The 16,978-nt window shown below is 57.8% G+C and carries 14 protein-coding genes; 5 read left to right on the top strand and 9 right to left on the bottom strand.

Features of this window, described 5'->3' with window-relative positions:
• Positions 1–24 precede the first annotated feature (24 nt).
• Together AC1MDG_RS16390 and AC1MDG_RS16385 are read right to left on the bottom strand one after the other, a co-directional pair.
• Positions 25–2,178, bottom strand: coding sequence for a hypothetical protein (locus tag AC1MDG_RS16390; protein ID WP_479805199.1), 2,154 nt, complete (start codon positions 2,176–2,178; stop codon positions 25–27).
• A gap of 552 nt (positions 2,179–2,730) precedes the next feature.
• On the bottom strand, positions 2,731–3,693 hold the full coding sequence (locus tag AC1MDG_RS16385) for a hypothetical protein (protein WP_479805197.1): 963 nt from the start codon (positions 3,691–3,693) through the stop codon (positions 2,731–2,733).
• Positions 3,694–3,834: 141 nt separating this feature from the next.
• Here AC1MDG_RS16385 and galU point away from each other — a divergent pair, with 141 nt between their 5' ends.
• A complete protein-coding gene (gene galU, locus AC1MDG_RS16380; protein WP_479805195.1) occupies positions 3,835–4,728 on the top strand; it encodes a UTP--glucose-1-phosphate uridylyltransferase GalU in 894 nt (297 codons plus the stop codon).
• A gap of 6 nt (positions 4,729–4,734) precedes the next feature.
• Here galU and AC1MDG_RS16375 read toward each other — a convergent pair whose 3' ends face one another.
• From AC1MDG_RS16375 to gmd, 7 genes are all read right to left on the bottom strand, one after another.
• A complete protein-coding gene (locus AC1MDG_RS16375) occupies positions 4,735–5,115 on the bottom strand; it encodes a VanZ family protein (protein ID WP_479805193.1) in 381 nt (126 codons plus the stop codon).
• A 238-nt stretch (positions 5,116–5,353) separates the two neighbouring features.
• Positions 5,354–5,950 carry an LPXTG cell wall anchor domain-containing protein gene (locus AC1MDG_RS16370; protein ID WP_479805191.1) on the bottom strand — a complete coding sequence of 199 codons (597 nt, stop codon included), beginning with the start codon at positions 5,948–5,950 and terminating at the stop codon, positions 5,354–5,356.
• 169 nt (positions 5,951–6,119) lie between these two features.
• Complete coding sequence (locus AC1MDG_RS16365; protein WP_479805189.1) at positions 6,120–7,877, bottom strand: DUF4012 domain-containing protein; 1,758 nt, start codon at positions 7,875–7,877, stop codon at positions 6,120–6,122.
• A 122-nt stretch (positions 7,878–7,999) separates the two neighbouring features.
• On the bottom strand, positions 8,000–9,313 hold the full coding sequence (locus tag AC1MDG_RS16360) for a UDP-glucose dehydrogenase family protein (RefSeq protein ID WP_479805187.1): 1,314 nt from the start codon (positions 9,311–9,313) through the stop codon (positions 8,000–8,002).
• A gap of 49 nt (positions 9,314–9,362) precedes the next feature.
• Complete coding sequence (locus AC1MDG_RS16355; RefSeq protein ID WP_479805185.1) at positions 9,363–10,799, bottom strand: sugar transferase; 1,437 nt, start codon at positions 10,797–10,799, stop codon at positions 9,363–9,365.
• A 54-nt stretch (positions 10,800–10,853) separates the two neighbouring features.
• Positions 10,854–11,828 (bottom strand): GDP-L-fucose synthase family protein, encoded by a 975-nt coding sequence (locus AC1MDG_RS16350; protein ID WP_479805183.1) that lies wholly within the window; start codon positions 11,826–11,828, stop codon positions 10,854–10,856.
• Positions 11,828–12,856, bottom strand: coding sequence for a GDP-mannose 4,6-dehydratase (gmd, locus tag AC1MDG_RS16345; protein WP_479805181.1), 1,029 nt, complete (start codon positions 12,854–12,856; stop codon positions 11,828–11,830). Before gmd ends, AC1MDG_RS16350 begins: the two co-directional genes overlap by 1 nt.
• Before the next feature lie 291 nt (positions 12,857–13,147).
• Between gmd and AC1MDG_RS16340 the strand changes: the two genes are divergently transcribed.
• From AC1MDG_RS16340 to AC1MDG_RS16325, 4 genes are read left to right on the top strand one after another with little or no spacing between them, the layout of a single operon-like run.
• Positions 13,148–13,885, top strand: a complete 738-nt coding sequence (locus tag AC1MDG_RS16340) for a WecB/TagA/CpsF family glycosyltransferase (RefSeq protein ID WP_479805179.1) — start codon at positions 13,148–13,150, stop codon at positions 13,883–13,885.
• Complete coding sequence (locus tag AC1MDG_RS16335; protein ID WP_479805177.1) at positions 13,882–15,018, top strand: glycosyltransferase family 4 protein; 1,137 nt, start codon at positions 13,882–13,884, stop codon at positions 15,016–15,018. The genes AC1MDG_RS16340 and AC1MDG_RS16335 overlap by 4 nt, the downstream gene beginning before the upstream one ends.
• Positions 15,018–15,536 (top strand): serine O-acetyltransferase, encoded by a 519-nt coding sequence (locus tag AC1MDG_RS16330; protein WP_479805175.1) that lies wholly within the window; start codon positions 15,018–15,020, stop codon positions 15,534–15,536. Before AC1MDG_RS16335 ends, AC1MDG_RS16330 begins: the two co-directional genes overlap by 1 nt.
• A 54-nt stretch (positions 15,537–15,590) precedes the next feature.
• Complete coding sequence (locus AC1MDG_RS16325; protein WP_479805173.1) at positions 15,591–16,976, top strand: lipopolysaccharide biosynthesis protein; 1,386 nt, start codon at positions 15,591–15,593, stop codon at positions 16,974–16,976.
• The last annotated feature ends 2 nt before the right edge of the window (positions 16,977–16,978 follow it).

Genomic DNA, 16,978 nt, shown 5'->3' with positions numbered 1-16,978 from the left:
CGAGCCCGTTGTAATTATGCCGTCCTACTGCTTCAGGGCCGTAAGCCACACGCTGAGTTCGCGGTCGCGGATCTCGATAAGGCACCGATTCTTGAGGTTTGTCGTCAGCACTCTCCTGTGTTCCGCGTCGTTTTGGATGTCCGCCGCATCTTCGGTACCCGCGCTGATGAGCAACTCGAGGAGCTCCATTTCATAGCCCTTGACGTTGGCGAAGTTGAAGTCTGGGCCCTTGGCGAGTCTGTCCACCTTCTGAGCCAACGTGGCCAGGCGACGGATTCGGTCAGCTCGCAGTGAGGGAAGGTCCAGATACTCTCTCAGCCGCCACGGGGCAACGGCCAGTAGCCGCGTTGGAGTGGTTGCGCCGATGGCTTCAAGTTTGGCCTTGAAATCATTGAACGGCGCTATTTCTAAGAAGGCTTGTCGCGGGCTGGCGCCTACCAGCTTCTGGAACCACTTTTCGCCGTGGAAATCCGCGAGGACTGGGTCTTCCTTCGCCCACGAACGGAGACGATCATCCTCGCAAGCGACCTTTAGCGGTTGTTCCGCCGGGCTGGGTTTGACGGCTGGCGAAGTGCGCGAGGCGAGATAGCATGCAAGGTTGTACGCGACGCTGGGCGCCAAGGGAATGTTTTCAGCTTTCGTCCAGTCCTTTTCCGGTTTACGGCCGTAGTCCGCTGTTTTCTTAGCCTGAGTTCCTGGGGCATCGGCTGGTTTGTTTACTGTGGCGGCCGGCGGCTGTTCCTCTTGGTTGATAGCGGTAGTGGGCGGCCACTTGATGTCCTTTATGGCCCGTTCCGCTATGTTGGCCACATCTCGCATGGCTTGTCCCATCACGTCCGCAGGCAGAACTCGCTTGGTCAGTCTTTCTGTCAACAGTTGGGCAATACGGAGGGTCTCATTCTTCTCGGCTTCCGTGAGTTCGTTGTGGACCGATTTTCGAACGCTGTGCAAGTTGAGCATTGCCAAGACGTAGTTCAGGAGCAGGCGTCTGTAAATCCCTTCGTATCCTTTAGGAAGACGGCCGTTCTTGTCCGGTAGGTCCTTTATTCGGGCGTTGAGCCAATTGGTGAAGGCGAGCAAGTCGGGTTCCGTGCGCGATTTCTTGTACCGGTAGTACTGGCTGGCCAGTTGCGCTGGAAGATTGAGCGGATCGTTGTTTAGGGCCTGGGCCAGGAGCGTGACGGCTTGCGTAGGATGCTGGTCCAGTTCCGTGGTGGCGATGTAGTGAAGCCCTATGCTTCGCCAGTGCGTTGCTCCGCACAGGCCTTCAAAGCCCCGGTGCTTGGTTGCGAGGGTTGAGATGACAACAGCTGCCGCCACCTTCTGCCGGCGATCGCCAGGGGGTGACACAGCCAGGCTTGAAGGGTCCCCTTTTCGGGGGTCAGTATCGGGGTCAGGAAAGCCCAGGCTTTTGGTAGTGAAAGTGGCAGCCCTGTTGACCCAGCCGTTCCTGGCCACGACCACTGTGGTTTGGTCATCGCCGGTTTCGTCGATGCTGACGTTCCAAGGGACAAAAAGCAGGGCTGATTGAACGATCTTCTTGAGGGCCGCGAGGATCTTGTTCGTCGGTGTATCGACAAGGACATCGCCGGACAGGGCTGTTACGTCGGTCGCCCGGGGGACTTGGAGTCCGCGTGGAGGTAGGGCGCCCAGCTCTGTCATGTAGGAAACGGCCTTGTCGATCGCTGCGTCGTCGGTCTTGCCTGTCTTGTCCCGAATGGTTACGGATACGCGCAACCGGCTTGTCAGAAACTGCGCGAACAGACCCGCACCGACGACGGCGATAAACAGCCAGAAGAGGAGCCATCCCGCCACATCTCCGACTGTTGGCTGCAAATCGTTCGAGCCGTCCGGGGGCGCGCTGAACGGGTCCAGTGCTTCGGCCGATTTGGCCACGAAAACGTAGCAGCCGGATACGGCTAGTACGATTCCAGCAAGGCACACGGCGAATCGGGCAGCGCTGGGAACAAGGCCGAGCGACGTTCTGGAAAATAGGGCGGTGGATGCCAAAAACCGGGTCAAAAGCATAGTAGCCAATAGCATGCCGCCGAATACCGGGGCTGCACTTGTAAATGGTGCCGTCCAGTTTGGCAGCCAGGCGCCGGGTGGACTCTGTAGTTTATCAACGCGGGTCTGGACGGGTTTTTGGGCAATTCCGGACGCGCGTAGCGCATCCACTAATTCTTGTTGACAGGCACCCGGATCGATAACTGGCGTTGCCGCAGTCGAGGCTGCAGTATTTAAGGGCGTGGGCGCCTCAGAGGGCTTGTTTGGGCCCGTTGGAGCCGCCGCTGTTTCTGACGGGGATGAGGATCTCGACGGCTCCGATGGTGGAGGCTTGATTGGGCCGAGCTCACGAAGCCTCTTGATTGTTGCTAGAGCCTCCTCAGGTTTACCAGCTCGCGTGAGTTCAGCTGCCACCGCGCACACGGCGCTCTGATCAGCGGGTGCGACTGCATTTGCGGAAGTAGTCGTTGAAGGCTTTGTGACGGGCGCTGACGTGGAATCAGCGGAGGGTGCGGGTGCTTCTCCTGCACAACCTGCCAGTAGGAGAAAGCCAAACAAAATGAAGGCGACACGGAACCGAAGAAATGGACTGCTGCTCATGCCATACCGATCTCGTCATAGAGTGACTGGCGCCAATCAGAACAGTTTGCTCTTGTAGAACAAGAAGGACAATACTGCGCCGAGACTCATGAATAGTGCTCGGAATTAGGAGCGAGCCTCATGTTAAGCCGCCGGATCGTCAACCATGGTGACGCTGCCTGTCAGTTCCGTCCACAGGTCTGATTCCGTGGGCAGGTTGGCCGGGCAGGCGAGTATGAGTTCCATGAGGCCGTCGCCGGCCGGCATGGAGCGCACGGCGATGCGGTACACCACGTCCACGTCACTCTTGTTCTTGAACCGAAGCTCCGCTTCCTGCATTTCGATGACGCGGCCATCGGCATTCCGCAGCTTGGTGTAGAGCGAGTCCGCGTCGGTCACCACGGTGACCGGCTTTCCCACCGTCGATTTGATGCCGTCGATTTCGAGCTGCATCGAGGCTTTGGTGGCTTCCTCGTCAGTGGTTTCATCGCGGGGAGGCAGGATGGCCTGGTGCGTGGTGAAGTTGCAGGGGCTCTCTTTGCTGCGGTACTGAATGGTCCCGCCTTTCACCTCTGACATGGTCCAGCCTTCCGGCATTTTGGTGGACCAGACCGGCGCCGAGGTGAAGTCGGCGTCCTGGAAGATGTAGAGGTCTTCTTCGCCGGAGCCTGCGGCCGAAGATTCGCCAGTGGCACCATCGGTGGCCCCGGCCGACTCCGAACTGCCCGCGGTCTCTGTGGGACCAGGAGCCGCTTCTTGTTGTTTGTTTGAACCGAGGCCGCCGAGCACCATCACGCCGGCCACTGCCAGGACTGCCACGGCACCCACGCCGCTTGCAACCCAGCCCCAGACGGGGAAGCCGCCCTTGGGCGGGGCTTGGCCGAACTGTCCCGGTCCCGGCTGGCCATACGGAGGCTGGTTGTACTGGCCTTGTCCGGGGTCGCCGTAGGGCGACTGGTTGACGTGGTACTGGTCCGCGCGCGGGGGATAGGGCGGCTGGCCATGTGTCGGCGGTCCCTGGTATCCCGGCTGGTCCTGCTGACCGGGCTGCTGCCATCCGTTGTGTTCCGGCTGCTGCGGTTCGCCAGGCTGTTGGTCGTTGTTCAAGATGTCCCCCAATATTTGTGAAAGCTGCAACCAGAAGTATGTACGAAAGATGAGGGCACCGCGATGGGCAGGGGTACCCATCAGCCGCGTAATCTCAGCAATGAATTGCCAGTTTCCACAAAGGATTTGTATGGTTCAGCTATGACTTTGGGGAAATCCGTGAAAAAAGCCGTCATTCCTGCTGCCGGACTGGGAACTCGCTTCCTGCCCGCCACCAAGGCGATGCCGAAGGAAATGTTGCCGGTTGTTGACCAGCCCGCAATCCAGTACGTGGTGGAAGAAGCCGTCAAAGCAGGGCTGACGGACCTCCTAATGATCACCGGGCGCCAGAAACGGGCCCTGGAGGACCACTTTGACCGGGCGCCCGCCCTTGAGCACACCTTGGAGCTCAAGGGCGACGTGGAGAAGCTGGAGGCCGTCCAGCACGCCTCCAGCCTCGCCCCGCTGCATTACCTGCGCCAGGGCGACCCGAAGGGCCTGGGGCACGCTGTGCTGTGCGCCCGCCAGCACGTGGGGGATGAGCCGTTCGCTGTCCTCCTGGGTGATGACCTTATAGACGAGCGGGATGAGCTGCTCAGCACCATGATCGACGTGCACGCCAAGACCGGAGGCTCTGTTGTTGCACTGATCGAAGTGGATCCGTCGCAGATCAGCGCCTACGGCTGTGCGGACATCACTCCTGTGGAAGGCGAGAATTACTTTAGGGTGAACCGCCTGGTGGAGAAGCCCTCTGTGGACGAAGCTCCGTCCAACCTCGCCGTTATTGGCCGGTACGTGCTGCACCCGGCCGTGTTTGACGTGCTGGAAGAGACTGAGCCGGGCCGCGGCGGTGAAATCCAGCTGACGGACGCTCTGCAGACTCTGGCAACGTCCGACGGCGAGGGCGGGGGAGTGTATGGCGTGGTGTTCCGTGGGCGCCGCTACGACACCGGAGACAAGCTGAGCTACATCAAGGCGGTTATTTCCATTGCCTCGGAGCGCGTCGACTTCGGCGAAGACCTCAAGGCATGGATGAAGGAATTCGTGAACGAATAGGCAAGATCACAGACTGTTTTTCGGCAGGCTCATCGTCAATTGGCGGTGAGCCTGTCGGCGTTTTAGCACCCGGGCGCCAGCCCGGACTGCCAATGCACCTATGACACAGCCGGCCGTATTGGTGACAAGGTCCAGCGGGCTTGCGAACCGATCGTGGAGAAAAAGCTGTTGCCCCAGCTCCATGCAGCCTGATATGAGGAGTCCGAAGGCCGCGACATGCCACCATCGCTTGGTAGGGAACGCCAGTGCGGCAACAGAGCCCAGGGGAAAGAAGAGCAGAACGTTTGCGGTCGCCTCGATTAGGGGGTAGTTGATCCAGCGCGGAAATCCGAGTGAGTGGATGGATTTCAGGAAGGCGGCGAGTTCACTACTGACGGGCCGGTCCACGGGGGTTGGCCAGAAGGCTATCAGTGCCAGGGGCACCATTATGGCTGCGAGGACTCCCCGCCAGGTGGCCGGCTTTTTCCAACGCCCTGCGTAATTGGTCCGCATCATTGTCCCCCGTAGTTCTGGTGTCTCAACAGCATATTTCGTGGGCCCGGGGGTTGAAGCTTAAAAGCAGAGGGTGGGTGGCGCTCCGTTTCCGGAGCGCCACCCACCCTCTTTGGTGCTTGTTGGTTTAGCCTTACGCTGCGGCCTCAGCCTTGGCGCGGCGACGAACCACAACTACCGAGGTTGCGCCGGCAGCCAGAGCGCCTGCGCCAACAAGGGACCAAAGCAGCAGGCTAGCGTCGGCGCCGGTGTCGGCCAGGCCGGCGCCGCTATTTGCCAGCGGTGCGCCGCCGGTGCCTGCAGCTGAACCCTCAACGGTGACAACCGCGGTTGCGGTCTTGCCGGACGTCTGGCCCGTTGCGGTCAGGGTGTAGGTGCCGGCCTCGCTGATGGTCAGCGGGAAAGCGAAGGCACCGTTGGCGTCAGCCGTGGTGGAAAAGCTCTGCGGTGCCAGCGGCAGGGTGATCTTGGTTGGCACGGTGCGGCTGCCGTTGGAGACGCTGGAGCCATTTGCTGCGGGCGGGTTGCCCGGAGTTACGGTGATGGTCAGGCCTTCGCCGGCAAGGAAGCCATTGCCGCGGAAGACAAACTGCTCGCCCGGGCCGACGGTTCCGTCAGATACGGCGGCGTTGGCCGGCGGGGCCGCGTACATGGGCGCCGCCATTGATGGCCCTGCGCCAAGAAGCGCGATGGATCCTGCAAGCGCAATTGCCGCGAATGATTTCTTCATGAGTCCCCCTGAGACCGTAAACGATGTGTGTCGCGTGATTTTGTGGAGATTCCGGTCCCCGACTGACCTTGGGTGAAATCTCTGATGATGTGCCCGACTAAAAGGTAGCACCCAGTGACGCCTGTTACCAAAGTGAATCCAGTCGCTTTACATACTGTTAACGGGATGTCTACTTCCCCGGAACGCACTGTGCAGTTTCCGTAGCCAGTATTACGTCCTTGACAGGCTGGACAGTCGGCGTGACAACCAAGTTAGGTTCTGTGTGTTGGACAATCTTTCCGAATGTCAGTTCTACGGTGCTGCTCTGGCCCGGCGCTAAAGTGACAGTTACGGATCCGACGGGCCGGTTGCTGTGTCTGTGCGCCGCGAAGTCCGTCTTTTTGCCGTCGACCACTGCAGTATCTACGTTTGCTTGAGCTGGTCCGTACGCAATGACGTTCGTTTGGACGGCTCCTGGCGGGACTCCAAAGGCGCCGCCGCCGGTCACGTACTCGGGCAATGATGTCGCCGCGTCCGCAGGGGCTGTATTAGTGCTCGTAACCCGTACCTTGACCTGGCCGTACTCATCACCGGTGCATTCCTCAACCAGTTGGACGGTGCGCTTGACGTAGTAATCCATCTTTGCACCGGTACCGTCGTTGAAGTAGACCCCGAACTGTGCCGGCGAGACCCTGGGACCCAAAACTGAACCGCTCACGGGGTATTTGCTGAGAACCGACTGCTCATTAGATTTGCCAGACCACATGAGGATTCGGCCCTCTGTCGTACCGCGACCAATGCCTTCGATGAGACCTTTCGCATCTCCCTGACCCCCAGCCAGCGCAGAGAAGACTTCCTGCGCCACGCCAGCAAAATACACATCTTGAAGTTCGGGCTGCTCAATCTTGGCATAAACGTCTGAGAGCAGTGTAGGGACAACGTTTTTCCCGTTCAGTTCCGTCGGCAAGCCACTGCCAGCCAACGCAACAAGATCTGGACTGGCTAGTCTCACGGGCCCCGTCGCGTCCAAAATGTAGCCCAGAGCCACCGGGTCGATTGCAATAGCACCGTCCACGCGATGTCCGGTTTTCTTCTCCCACATGGCTTGCGCAGTGGTGGCGGTCGTGGGAAAGTCGGGGGTCAGGTTTACATCCTGCATGTATTTACCGAGGCGTCCGGAATAGATCTGTTGCTGTTCCGCGTCTACGGGCACCGTTGGTGACATTACGCCGACCGCATTCGCACTGCTTTGCTCACCCAAAGTGAGTTTGCCGTCGTCGACAGTGAGAACGGCTAGCGCTCCTGGGATGCCTCCGGACGCCCTGACTTCGGCATTGTTTTGGATCATAAGCAAGTATTTGCGGGGGCCATCGGCTCCGAGCATTCCAGGAGCCACCTGGGAAGCGTCCGCCGATGCATCCAGTGTTCCGGTCAAAGCCTGAAGCTGCTCGCGTGCTCGCGTCAAGGGGTCAGCGACCTGGGGGAGCAGGCTCCCCGCATCAATCCTTTCCAGCCGCTCCGCGGAGACTCGGATCGCGTGAGCGGCGGAGGCAACGCTAGGAGATGCACTTTGAATCGGCTCCAAGTTCGTGCCGGCAGCACCAGGAATCAGACTGTCCCAGTTCAGCGAACTGAAGACTTTGACCAAAGGGGATGCACCCAGCGTGGCAACGTCGTCAGCGGCTCGGGCGACTTCTGTCACTGCGCTGAAATTCGTGCCCAATCCGGGCAAGGCAGACGCAAGAGTCCAAAGTGGGTCGCCCGTTGCCTCACGTGCCGCAGCCGCGTGGACACGAATCTTGCCGACAGTTGCTGTAGCTTCTTCCGGGTTATCACCAGCGATGTTTTCTTTCAGCACCGGTATCAGCTGTGTCGTGGCTTCGAGCTCGTTCTTGACTGTGTTGGCCCTAGAACCCAGCAAAGCCGCGGCAACGACGACCAACGTCACGATAGTGACTAGCAAAGCGGACATGACCGCGACGCGACGGCCAAGCCGCCTCCTGCTTGATCCTTTATTCGTTTGGCCCCGGCGGTGGTGCGCCTCGGTCTCGCCCTCAGAATGCGGCATCGTCAGGGACGCCCCAAACCGCGATACGTCCAGCCTGCTGCTCGCCACTTGGCTGGGTCAAGCACATTGCGACCGTCAAGTATTTGCAGTGAAGAAACTCGACTTCCTAGTTCATATGGGTCGAGGCTTCGATATTCCTGCCATTCCGTTAAAAGAAGCAGGGCGTCAGCATTTGTGATTGCTTTGTCGATATCCGCCTCGTACTGCAGCTCAGGGAACCGCTTCGCGGCGTTGGCCAACGCCTTGGGATCGGTCACCGTCACGACGGCGCCCTGAAGCTGGAGCTGCGCGGCGATGCTAAGCGCGGGCGAATCGCGGACGTCGTCGCTTTCAGGCTTGAAAGCCGCACCCAAGACCGTAATTCGTTTACCCAATAGCATGCCCCCGCAAAGCTCGCGGGTCAGTTCGACGACGCGTGAACGGCGACGCATATTGATTGCATCGACTTCCCTTAGGAAAGTGAGTGCCTGATCAGCGCCGAGTTCGCCGGCCCGCGCCATGAAGGCCCTTATGTCCTTCGGCAGGCATCCTCCGCCGAATCCGATTCCTGCATTTAGAAATTTTCGGCCGATACGGTCATCCATGCCAATCGCGTCAGCCAACCGCGTAACGTCTGCCCCCGCAGCTTCGCACAGCTCCGCCATCGCGTTGATGAATGAGATTTTCGTGGCTAGAAATGAATTAGCTGCGGTCTTGACCAGTTCAGCGGTGGGGTGGTCGGTCACCAAACGTGGTGTTCCGGCCGACAAAGGAACTGCATATACCTCATCGAGAACAGCGACCGCCGGGTGATCCTCAGATCCGTCTTCGACCCCGTATACAAAGCGGTCAGGGCTCAGAGTGTCGGCCACCGCATGGCCTTCCCTGAGGAACTCGGGGTTCCAAACGAGGTGAGCACTGGGCTCGAAAGTTCGCAGCAGTCCTGCAAGCCTGGCGGCGGTGCCCACAGGTACCGTTGATTTGCCAACGACGACGTCTCCGGGCGAGAGGTGCTTCATGAGGGATGCTGCCGCGGCATCAACGTAGGTCATGTCCGCAGCGTTCTCACCCTTTTTCTGTGGTGTTCCCACACAAATGAAATGTATATCGCTGCCCGCTGCGGATGACATATCGGTCGTGAACGAAAGTCTCCCGGTCGCCTGCACTTCTTCGAGGAGAGCCTCGAGACCCGGCTCGTAAAACGGCGCTTTCGCGTCTGACAGGGCATCGATTTTTCCTTGGTCCACATCGATTCCGACCACGTCATGGCCGAGCTGAGCCATACATGCAGCGTGAACGGCTCCCAGATAGCCGCAACCTATTACTGAAATACGCATGGTGAAAAATTCCTTCCCAAACAGGGCGATCGTCCGGCTTTGAAAATGATTAGTAGGCACCTGTGCTGTGAAACACAGCGCGAACGGTCCTAAGGATGATTACCAGGTCGCCTGCCAGAGACCAGTTTTCAACGTAGTAGAGATCAAGGCGGACCGAGTCCTGCCAAGAGAGATTGGAACGTCCGCTGACCTGCCACAGACCCGTAAGCCCAGGTTTGACCAAGAGACGCCTCCGCACGTCGTGCTCGTATGCCTCAACCTCTCGTGGCAATGGAGGGCGCGGGCCAACGAGGCTCATAGATCCGGCGAAGATATTGAAGAGCTGTGGTAGTTCGTCGAGGCTGTATTTTCGTAGGAATCCGCCCACTCTTGTCACACGCGGATCGTTCTTGATTTTGAATAGTACGCCGCTGCCCTCGTTGCGGTCGGCGAGCTCAGCGAGTCGTTGTTCAGCGTCGACTACCATCGAACGGAACTTGAGCATGCCGAAATGAGCGCCTTCGATCCCCACTCTTTCCTGTCTAAACAGAATTGGTCCGCGGCTGTCTATGCATACGAGGATGGCAAGAATTGCCATGAGCGGTGCTGAAAGAACTATGAGGACGCCCGATACCACAACATCAAACAGACGTTTGGCTACTCGCTGCCCGCCTTCCAAGGTGGGTGTTGTGACGTGGATCAGAGGTAGTCCGGCGACTTGCTGCGTGTGAATTCGAGGACCCGCGATGTCTGTTAGCGCGGGCGCCATAATTAGACCGACATTGCGGGAGGCCAATTCCCATCCTAAATGTCGCAGGGTTTGGGGATGAAGCTGAACTCCCGCCGAAACGGCTACAGCATCGGCCTGGCAGGCATCAATGGCCCTTAATATTGACTTCGTGTCGGCTGTTGATCCGAGAACTGGAAGTCCAGATTCTGGTTCAACCGACAGCACGTCGTTAGCCCCAGGCGTATAAGCCGCTACGGGAAGATATCCCGCATGTTTGGCGCCGACCAAAGACGATGCCAGATGCGCGACGGCACTCGGCCCGCCCAGCAGAAGCAAACGTGACATACTCCGGCCCAACTGCCGGTGCACGTTCAAATGCTGGCGAACGAGCCAGCGGGCGAGTAGGAGTCCGGCCAGACCGGCTGGCAGAGCGATACCGACATAGCCGCGGGCAGTGTCCACACGCAGCACGTACGACACAATAGCCACGAGTCCAAATAGCCACAGCGAGGCTGCTGCCACCCGTTTGTATTCGTCAGGTCCAGCCCCAAGTATTCGACTCTGACGACTGTTCCAGGCACCAAGCATGAACCACCAAACAATGGCCAATGCCACGGATAGCCAGGCATAAGTGAATTCCTGCCCGGAAACAACGAAGTCTGGCTCCAACCCGAATCTGACTATGAAGGCGCCGACAACTGCCCAAACCACGACGCACGCGTCAACAATCCCCAAAAGACGAGAAGACCGCATGCGCCAATCCGCGTCTCCACTCATCCGAGCCCCCCGATTTGTGTTTCCCTTGTTCGGAACTGCAAACGGCTGATGCCGTCAGCTCCGGATCGATGCGCGATTCTCGCGGTACCACTCCACAGTCGCACGGATTCCCTCTTCGAGACCGATAGATGCTGACCAACCTGAATCAGCCAGTTTGGAGACGTCCAGGAGCTTCTGCGGCGTCCCGTCCGGTTTCGTGTCGTCCCAAGAAATGTCGCCCTCGTAGTCGACTGCTGAAGCCACGAACGCAGCCAATTCTTTGATCGTGACATCTGTTCCCGTCCCTACATTTACCTGGGACGGGCCATCATAGTTCTCTAGCAGGTGCAGACAAGCAGCCGCCATATCGTCGACATGGAGGAACTCTCTTCGGGGCGATCCGGTACCCCAATTGGTCACAGTCTTGGTCCCTGACCTAGCTGCTTCGTCGTACCGACGGATGAGCGCAGGCAACACATGCGAACCTTCGGGCGAGAAGTTGTCCCCGGGTCCGTATAGGTTGGTCGGCATTGCGGAAATCCAAGGCAATCCGTATTGCCTGCGGACAGCCTGGATCTGCATGATTCCGGCGATCTTGGCAATGGCGTAAGCGTCGTTGGTTGGTTCCAAATGTCCAGTGAGCAGCGAGTCCTCGCGGATGGGCTGCTCCGCAAACTTGGGGTAAATGCAGGATGATCCCAAGAAGAGTAGCCGTTCGACACCATGCTCCCGTGCCGCGTCGAGAACGTTCACCTGAATTCTAAGGTTGTCACTCAAGAAATCCACGGGGTAGGTGTTATTGGCTAGGATTCCACCAACCTTCGCAGCAGCGAGGACGACATACCGTGGCTTCACGGCAGCGAAGAAATCGAAGGTTGCTTCGCGATTTTTCAGGTCAAGCTCTTGCGAGGTACGACCGACTAGATTAACGAATCCCTCGGATTCGAGGTTTCTCCAGACAGCCGATCCTGCCAGACCGCGGTGACCAGCGACGAAGAACGTAGCCGACCGATCGAGCCTGGCCGGCGTGAAGGATGTAAGCTCCGTCATCAGTTCTTCCAGCTAGCGAGGTCTACGCTGTCAATCCAGTGGTTTCCGGCGTGTTTTAGGGCTTCGATGTCTGCATCCACCATGATCCTGGCCAGCTCCGGGGTGTGTACGGATGCCTTCCAGCCGAGCTTCTGCTGCGCCTTGGAAGCGTCTCCTACCAAGGCGTCAACCTCCGTCGGACGCAGGTAGCGTTCGTCGAACCGAACGTGATTCTCCCAGTTGAGGCCAGCATGCTCGAATGCTATCTGCAGGAAATCCCGAACCGTGTAGTTCCCGCCGGTGGCGAGGACGAAATCGTCTGGTTCATCGGCCTGAAGCATGCGCCACATACCTTCGACGTACTCGGCGGCGTATCCCCAGTCACGGACAGCATCGAGGTTGCCCATGTACAGGAGGTCCTGTTTACCCGCCTTGATTGCAGCCACAGCCCGGGTAATTTTTCGGGTAACGAAAGTCTCTCCACGGCGGGGTGACTCGTGATTGAACAAGACCCCGTTGACGGCGAACATTCCATAGGCTTCGCGGTAGTTCTTCGTGATCCAGTAGCTGTATACCTTCGCCGCTCCATAGGGCGAGCGAGGGTAAAACGGCGTCTCTTCGTTCTGGGGAGGAGGAGTTGCTCCGAACATCTCCGACGAAGAGGCTTGGTAAAACTTCGTTTCAATTCCCGACATGCGGACGGCTTCCAACAGCCGAATCGTCCCGACGCCGGTTGTATCAGCAGTGTGCTCGGGCTCGTCAAAAGAGACACGAACGTGCGACTGGGCCGCGAGGTTATAAACCTCGTGGGGATTGATTTCAGCCAACAACGTCACAAGGCGGGCTCCGTCACTCAGGTCGCCATAGTGAAGAAAGAGCTTGGCTTTCGGGTCATGGGGATCGACGTACATGTGATCAATCCGCGACGTGTTGAAGGTGGAAGCCCGGCGTATAAGGCCGTGCACTTCGTACCCCTTGCTCAAGAGCAACTCGGCCAAATAGGACCCATCCTGGCCCGTAATACCTGTAATAAGTGCACGCTTAGTCAATGCAGAATCCCCCTAGAATCAGAAGCCAGATTTTCGACGCGGGTGGAGTCTGATTTCACTGGCCTACCCCACGTCTGCCCAGCCATAGTGTACCCACGCAGAACCAACGGATGCGATTCGCTACTTAGCTCCGTCATCTAGAGATGGGCACCGTGTCAGACTTTTTGGTGGTCGCTAGTTGGTACACTAAAATCATTCGAGAGCGCGGGTGCTTCGTGACGGGTCGTCACTTGAGGCACTAGGCCCGTTGGCCACGAATATGCCGGCTCAGCCACTGTATTAGGGGAGACAATGGATAAGCTGAGTTTTGCGGGGATACCGTTCTGCGCGCTGGACGCCGACGCCGCAGCTGACTTTGTGATTGATCTCACCAGCAGCAAGGGCGGTGGTGCGGATATCCACTTCCTGAATGCGTACAGCGTCGCGCTTGCGGAAACCGATCCCGCGTTCCGAAGCTGCGTGACTTCGGCTACTTATAATTTCCCTGACGGCAAGCCGATTTCTGTTCTCAGCTCAATTACTCGGCGGGGTCTGTACCAAGTGCGTGGCCCTGGATTATTCGAAAATGTCATGGATCGAGGCCGGGATGCCGCCCTCAAGCATTATCTTCTGGGCTCAACGCCGGAGACCCTCGAGAAGCTGCGGACGAGCTTGGAATCACGTTTCCCCGGTGTCGAAATTGCTGGAACATTCAGCCCGCCGTTCCGCCCAATGTCGACGTCCGAGCTCGAACAGCAGGACGATGAGATTAGATCGTCAGGGGCGGACATAGTCTGGGTGGGGCTAGGGACTCCGAAGCAGGACTTCGAAACTGCGCGGCTGGCTTCCAAGGGGTTTACAGCTGCCGCAGTCGGCGCGGCCTTTGATTTCTCAGCTGGCACAAAGCCACTGTCACCAGCGTGGATGTCTGCTGCTGGACTTGAATGGCTACACAGACTGGCGTCCGAGCCGCGTCGGCTATGGAAGCGCTATCTTTGGGGAAATTCTGTCTTCCTCATTTCTGCAGCCAAACACGGTTTGTCCAGATGAGGATCGCGGTCGTCCATAGCTTCTATTCCTCAGCGGTGCCTAGTGGCGAGAACAACGTCGTTCAAATGCAAGTTGAAACGCTACGAAATGCCGGTCACGAGGTGGAACTCATTGATGTCCACACAGACGCGTTGGCCAGCAATCGGTTCTACAAGCTGACAGCCGCTGTGAACGTCGCCACCGGGCGTGGTGAAGACCCCTTGGAAAGTATCGACCGCTTCCAACCCGACGTCGTCCACGTGCACAACCTTTTTCCGAACTTCTCAACGAAGTGGCTCGAAGATTGCACTGTCCCTATGATCGCAACTGTTCATAATTTTCGACCGGTTTGCGCCGCGGGAACTCTATTCAGATCCGGCGTGCCGTGCACTAAGTGTCCGGACCTGGGGCAACATCACGCCGTGATCAATGCCTGTTACAAGGGCTCAGGCCTCGCTACACTGCCGCTGGCTATTCGAAATCGGAAGGGCCTCCGCAATGATTCACTCCTCAAGCGAGCCGACGAAATTATTTTCCTCTCCGCGCGCTCTCTTTCAACATACAAAGACCTAGGCCTTCCTGCTCATAACTGCTCCATAGTTCCCAATTTTGTTGATGCCCGAAACGTGGTCTCGCTTGGATCTGGCCCCTGGCTGTTTGCCGGACGACTGACAGAAGAAAAAGGAATCATCGACCTTCTGACACACTGGCCGGCCGAGGCTGAACTGAAAGTATTCGGCGATGGACCATGTATGGAAGCAGCGAAGAGCCTCGCCGGACCCAACGTTTCCTTTGCTGGGTCTGTTCGCCGTGAAGTGGTCCTGGAAGAGTTGGCCTCGGCCAAAGGACTAGTCCTGCCGAGTCAATGGGCCGAAGGATTGCCGACCATATATCTTGAAGCGTTGGCTGTAGGATTGCCGGTTGTTTCCAGGAAGGGAAACAGCGCAGCTGATGACATCCTCCTGTATGGGAATGGACTTACCTATGCCGAGCCTGATGGCCTGCCGCAGACGATTGACGACGTCAACCGCTGCTGGAATGACTTTTCCTCGAATTCTGCTGAGCGCTATATGAAAACGTATACCCCGGACGTATGGTTGGAACGAATTTTGGATATTTATCGACGCGCCGTAGACGCTCGAAAGGTTGCCTGATGAATCTTGGAATAAACAATATTCGCCAACTGCGTTCATGCATATTATCGGACAGGGCCGCCAATCCCCATGATCCGAAATCCCAAATGGTGATGTTCGGTTTCCGGTGTTGTCAATGGCTAATGGTCGATAATGACAAACCACGGCATCGGTCTTTACCGTTTGTTGCTGTGTATAGGTTTATGACCGAATTCCTTCTCGGCTTGGAGCTGCGCCCCAAAACTTTCACAGGCCCGGGCCTGACGATCTACCACGGGTTTGGCCTAGTCATCAACGATCACGCGATTATCGGCTCCAATGTGACGCTGCGAAACGGCGTTGTAGTAGGCAACAAGGTCGCTAACGGACCTTGCCCGGTGATCGAAGATGGTGTGGAAGTCGGAGCAAACGCAGTATTAATAGGTGGCATCACTATTGGCAAGGGCGCCAAAGTAGGCGCAGGGGCTGTGGTTGTTAAAGACGTCCCAGCTGGCGCCGTTGTGGCAGGAAACCCGGCGCGTGAATTCGCGGCGTCTTAGGCTCGCGGCCCGTGCTACTGGAGCCGGAATCGCATGTGAAATCTGGTCCGCAACGTGAAAACTGATGAGCGAGGTGGGCTATCGAAAGAGAGCGTGCCGGGCACTGCCAAGGAAGTGCCTGCCGGCGGCATAAAAGTCTACATAAAGGGCACTGCTAAAGTCGGTGTCCTAACCAGCGGAACCGTTCTTCGACTCGTAAGTCTGTTTGCTGCAACAATTTTCCTGGGAAGGAGCGCTGGGGCGGATGTCCTTGGTGCGTTGTCCCTTCTCCTTGCTGGCGCAGCAATTCTCCAGTCGATCTCTGTCGGGGGGCTGGCCGGGGCAGCAGTTCACCGCCTGCTTCTTGACGGCAGTGGTAACGGCCGCTCAATGGTTCTTATCATTTCGTCACGGCTGATTCTCATTCCGATCACTTTTGCGGTCGGTGGAGTGTCAATGGTGGCATTGAATGTTGCCAACGACATCGACCTCAGTGCACTCATTGTTTTTTTTGCCGGTTATGCAATAGGCAGCTTCGACGTCGGTGAGCTAGGGAAAACCGCACGAGGACACTTCCTATCAATCGGGACGCTCAGATTAGCATTGATAGGCACAGTTGCACTTCCAAAACTCCTCGCAGCCTCCCAAGGCGATTTGGCGGGAGTCCTGATTTGGCAGGGCATTGAGGCCGCTCTCTGGCAACTCGTGCTGTTGCCAGGATCAGGCGCGAAGTTCCGGCACGTGCCGGCCGCTTTTCGCTCCGTTCGTTCCGGTTTGATTCAGATCTGGGAACTAAGAAGTCTTTGGCTCAGCAATATCATGTCGGCCCTCGCTCAGCGGGCAGATCTTTTCATCGTAGGCTTTTTGGTTGGGCAAGCCGGAGTCGGTCAGTACTCCACCGCCAGCCGTCCGGTGGAGGCTGCCGTCATAGTTGCAAACAGCCTCATCGCTGTCATATTCAACGGGCTAGTTAGGGCCAGTTCGGGCGCCGATAGCTACGCGCGGAAATGCCGCTCGAACTCCCGTCTGGTTGGGGCTGTCGGGGCTGTCGTGACCCTAGCGCTGGCCGTCGCGGGTCCTCCGGTTTTGATCTTCCTGTATGGTCACGAATTCGCCGAGGCCGCCAGTATCATCCCCATTTATGCGATCTCGACCTTCTTTCTATTTCAACGACAATTTCTCAGTCGGATTATCATCATTGAGAAAGCGTATAGATTGAGTTTGCTTAATAACTTGGCAATGCTTGGTTGCTGCCTTGCGCTAAACATAGTTCTGATCCCGACCTATGGACTTCTGGGGGCGGCCTTGGCGGCGGCACTTTCGCATCCCTGCGCTTTATTGTTAAGCATGGCACCGAGCAAAACGGGACGCCGCCTCCTTGCATTATCTTTCGGCTCGCTGATTCTGCCTCTGAGGTTTATAAGGCGGGCCACCGAAAAGTCTGTTCTCGAAAGGCGATAAGT

Source organism: Arthrobacter sp. AIWTK1 (genome assembly GCF_056680535.1).
Note: the sequence above shows the minus strand (reverse complement) of the source record. Positions and strands in the feature narration are given on the sequence as shown.

Coding starts and splice junctions, on each gene's coding strand:
- galU (WP_479805195.1), top strand. CDS start 3,835: ATGACTTTGGGGAAATCCGTGAAAAAAGCCGTCATTCCTGCTGCCGGA.
- AC1MDG_RS16370 (WP_479805191.1), bottom strand. CDS start 5,950: ATGAAGAAATCATTCGCGGCAATTGCGCTTGCAGGATCCATCGCGCTT.
- AC1MDG_RS16360 (WP_479805187.1), bottom strand. CDS start 9,313: ATGCGTATTTCAGTAATAGGTTGCGGCTATCTGGGAGCCGTTCACGCT.
- AC1MDG_RS16355 (WP_479805185.1), bottom strand. CDS start 10,799: ATGAGTGGAGACGCGGATTGGCGCATGCGGTCTTCTCGTCTTTTGGGG.
- AC1MDG_RS16350 (WP_479805183.1), bottom strand. CDS start 11,828: ATGACGGAGCTTACATCCTTCACGCCGGCCAGGCTCGATCGGTCGGCT.
- AC1MDG_RS16340 (WP_479805179.1), top strand. CDS start 13,148: ATGGATAAGCTGAGTTTTGCGGGGATACCGTTCTGCGCGCTGGACGCC.
- AC1MDG_RS16335 (WP_479805177.1), top strand. CDS start 13,882: ATGAGGATCGCGGTCGTCCATAGCTTCTATTCCTCAGCGGTGCCTAGT.
- AC1MDG_RS16330 (WP_479805175.1), top strand. CDS start 15,018: ATGAATCTTGGAATAAACAATATTCGCCAACTGCGTTCATGCATATTA.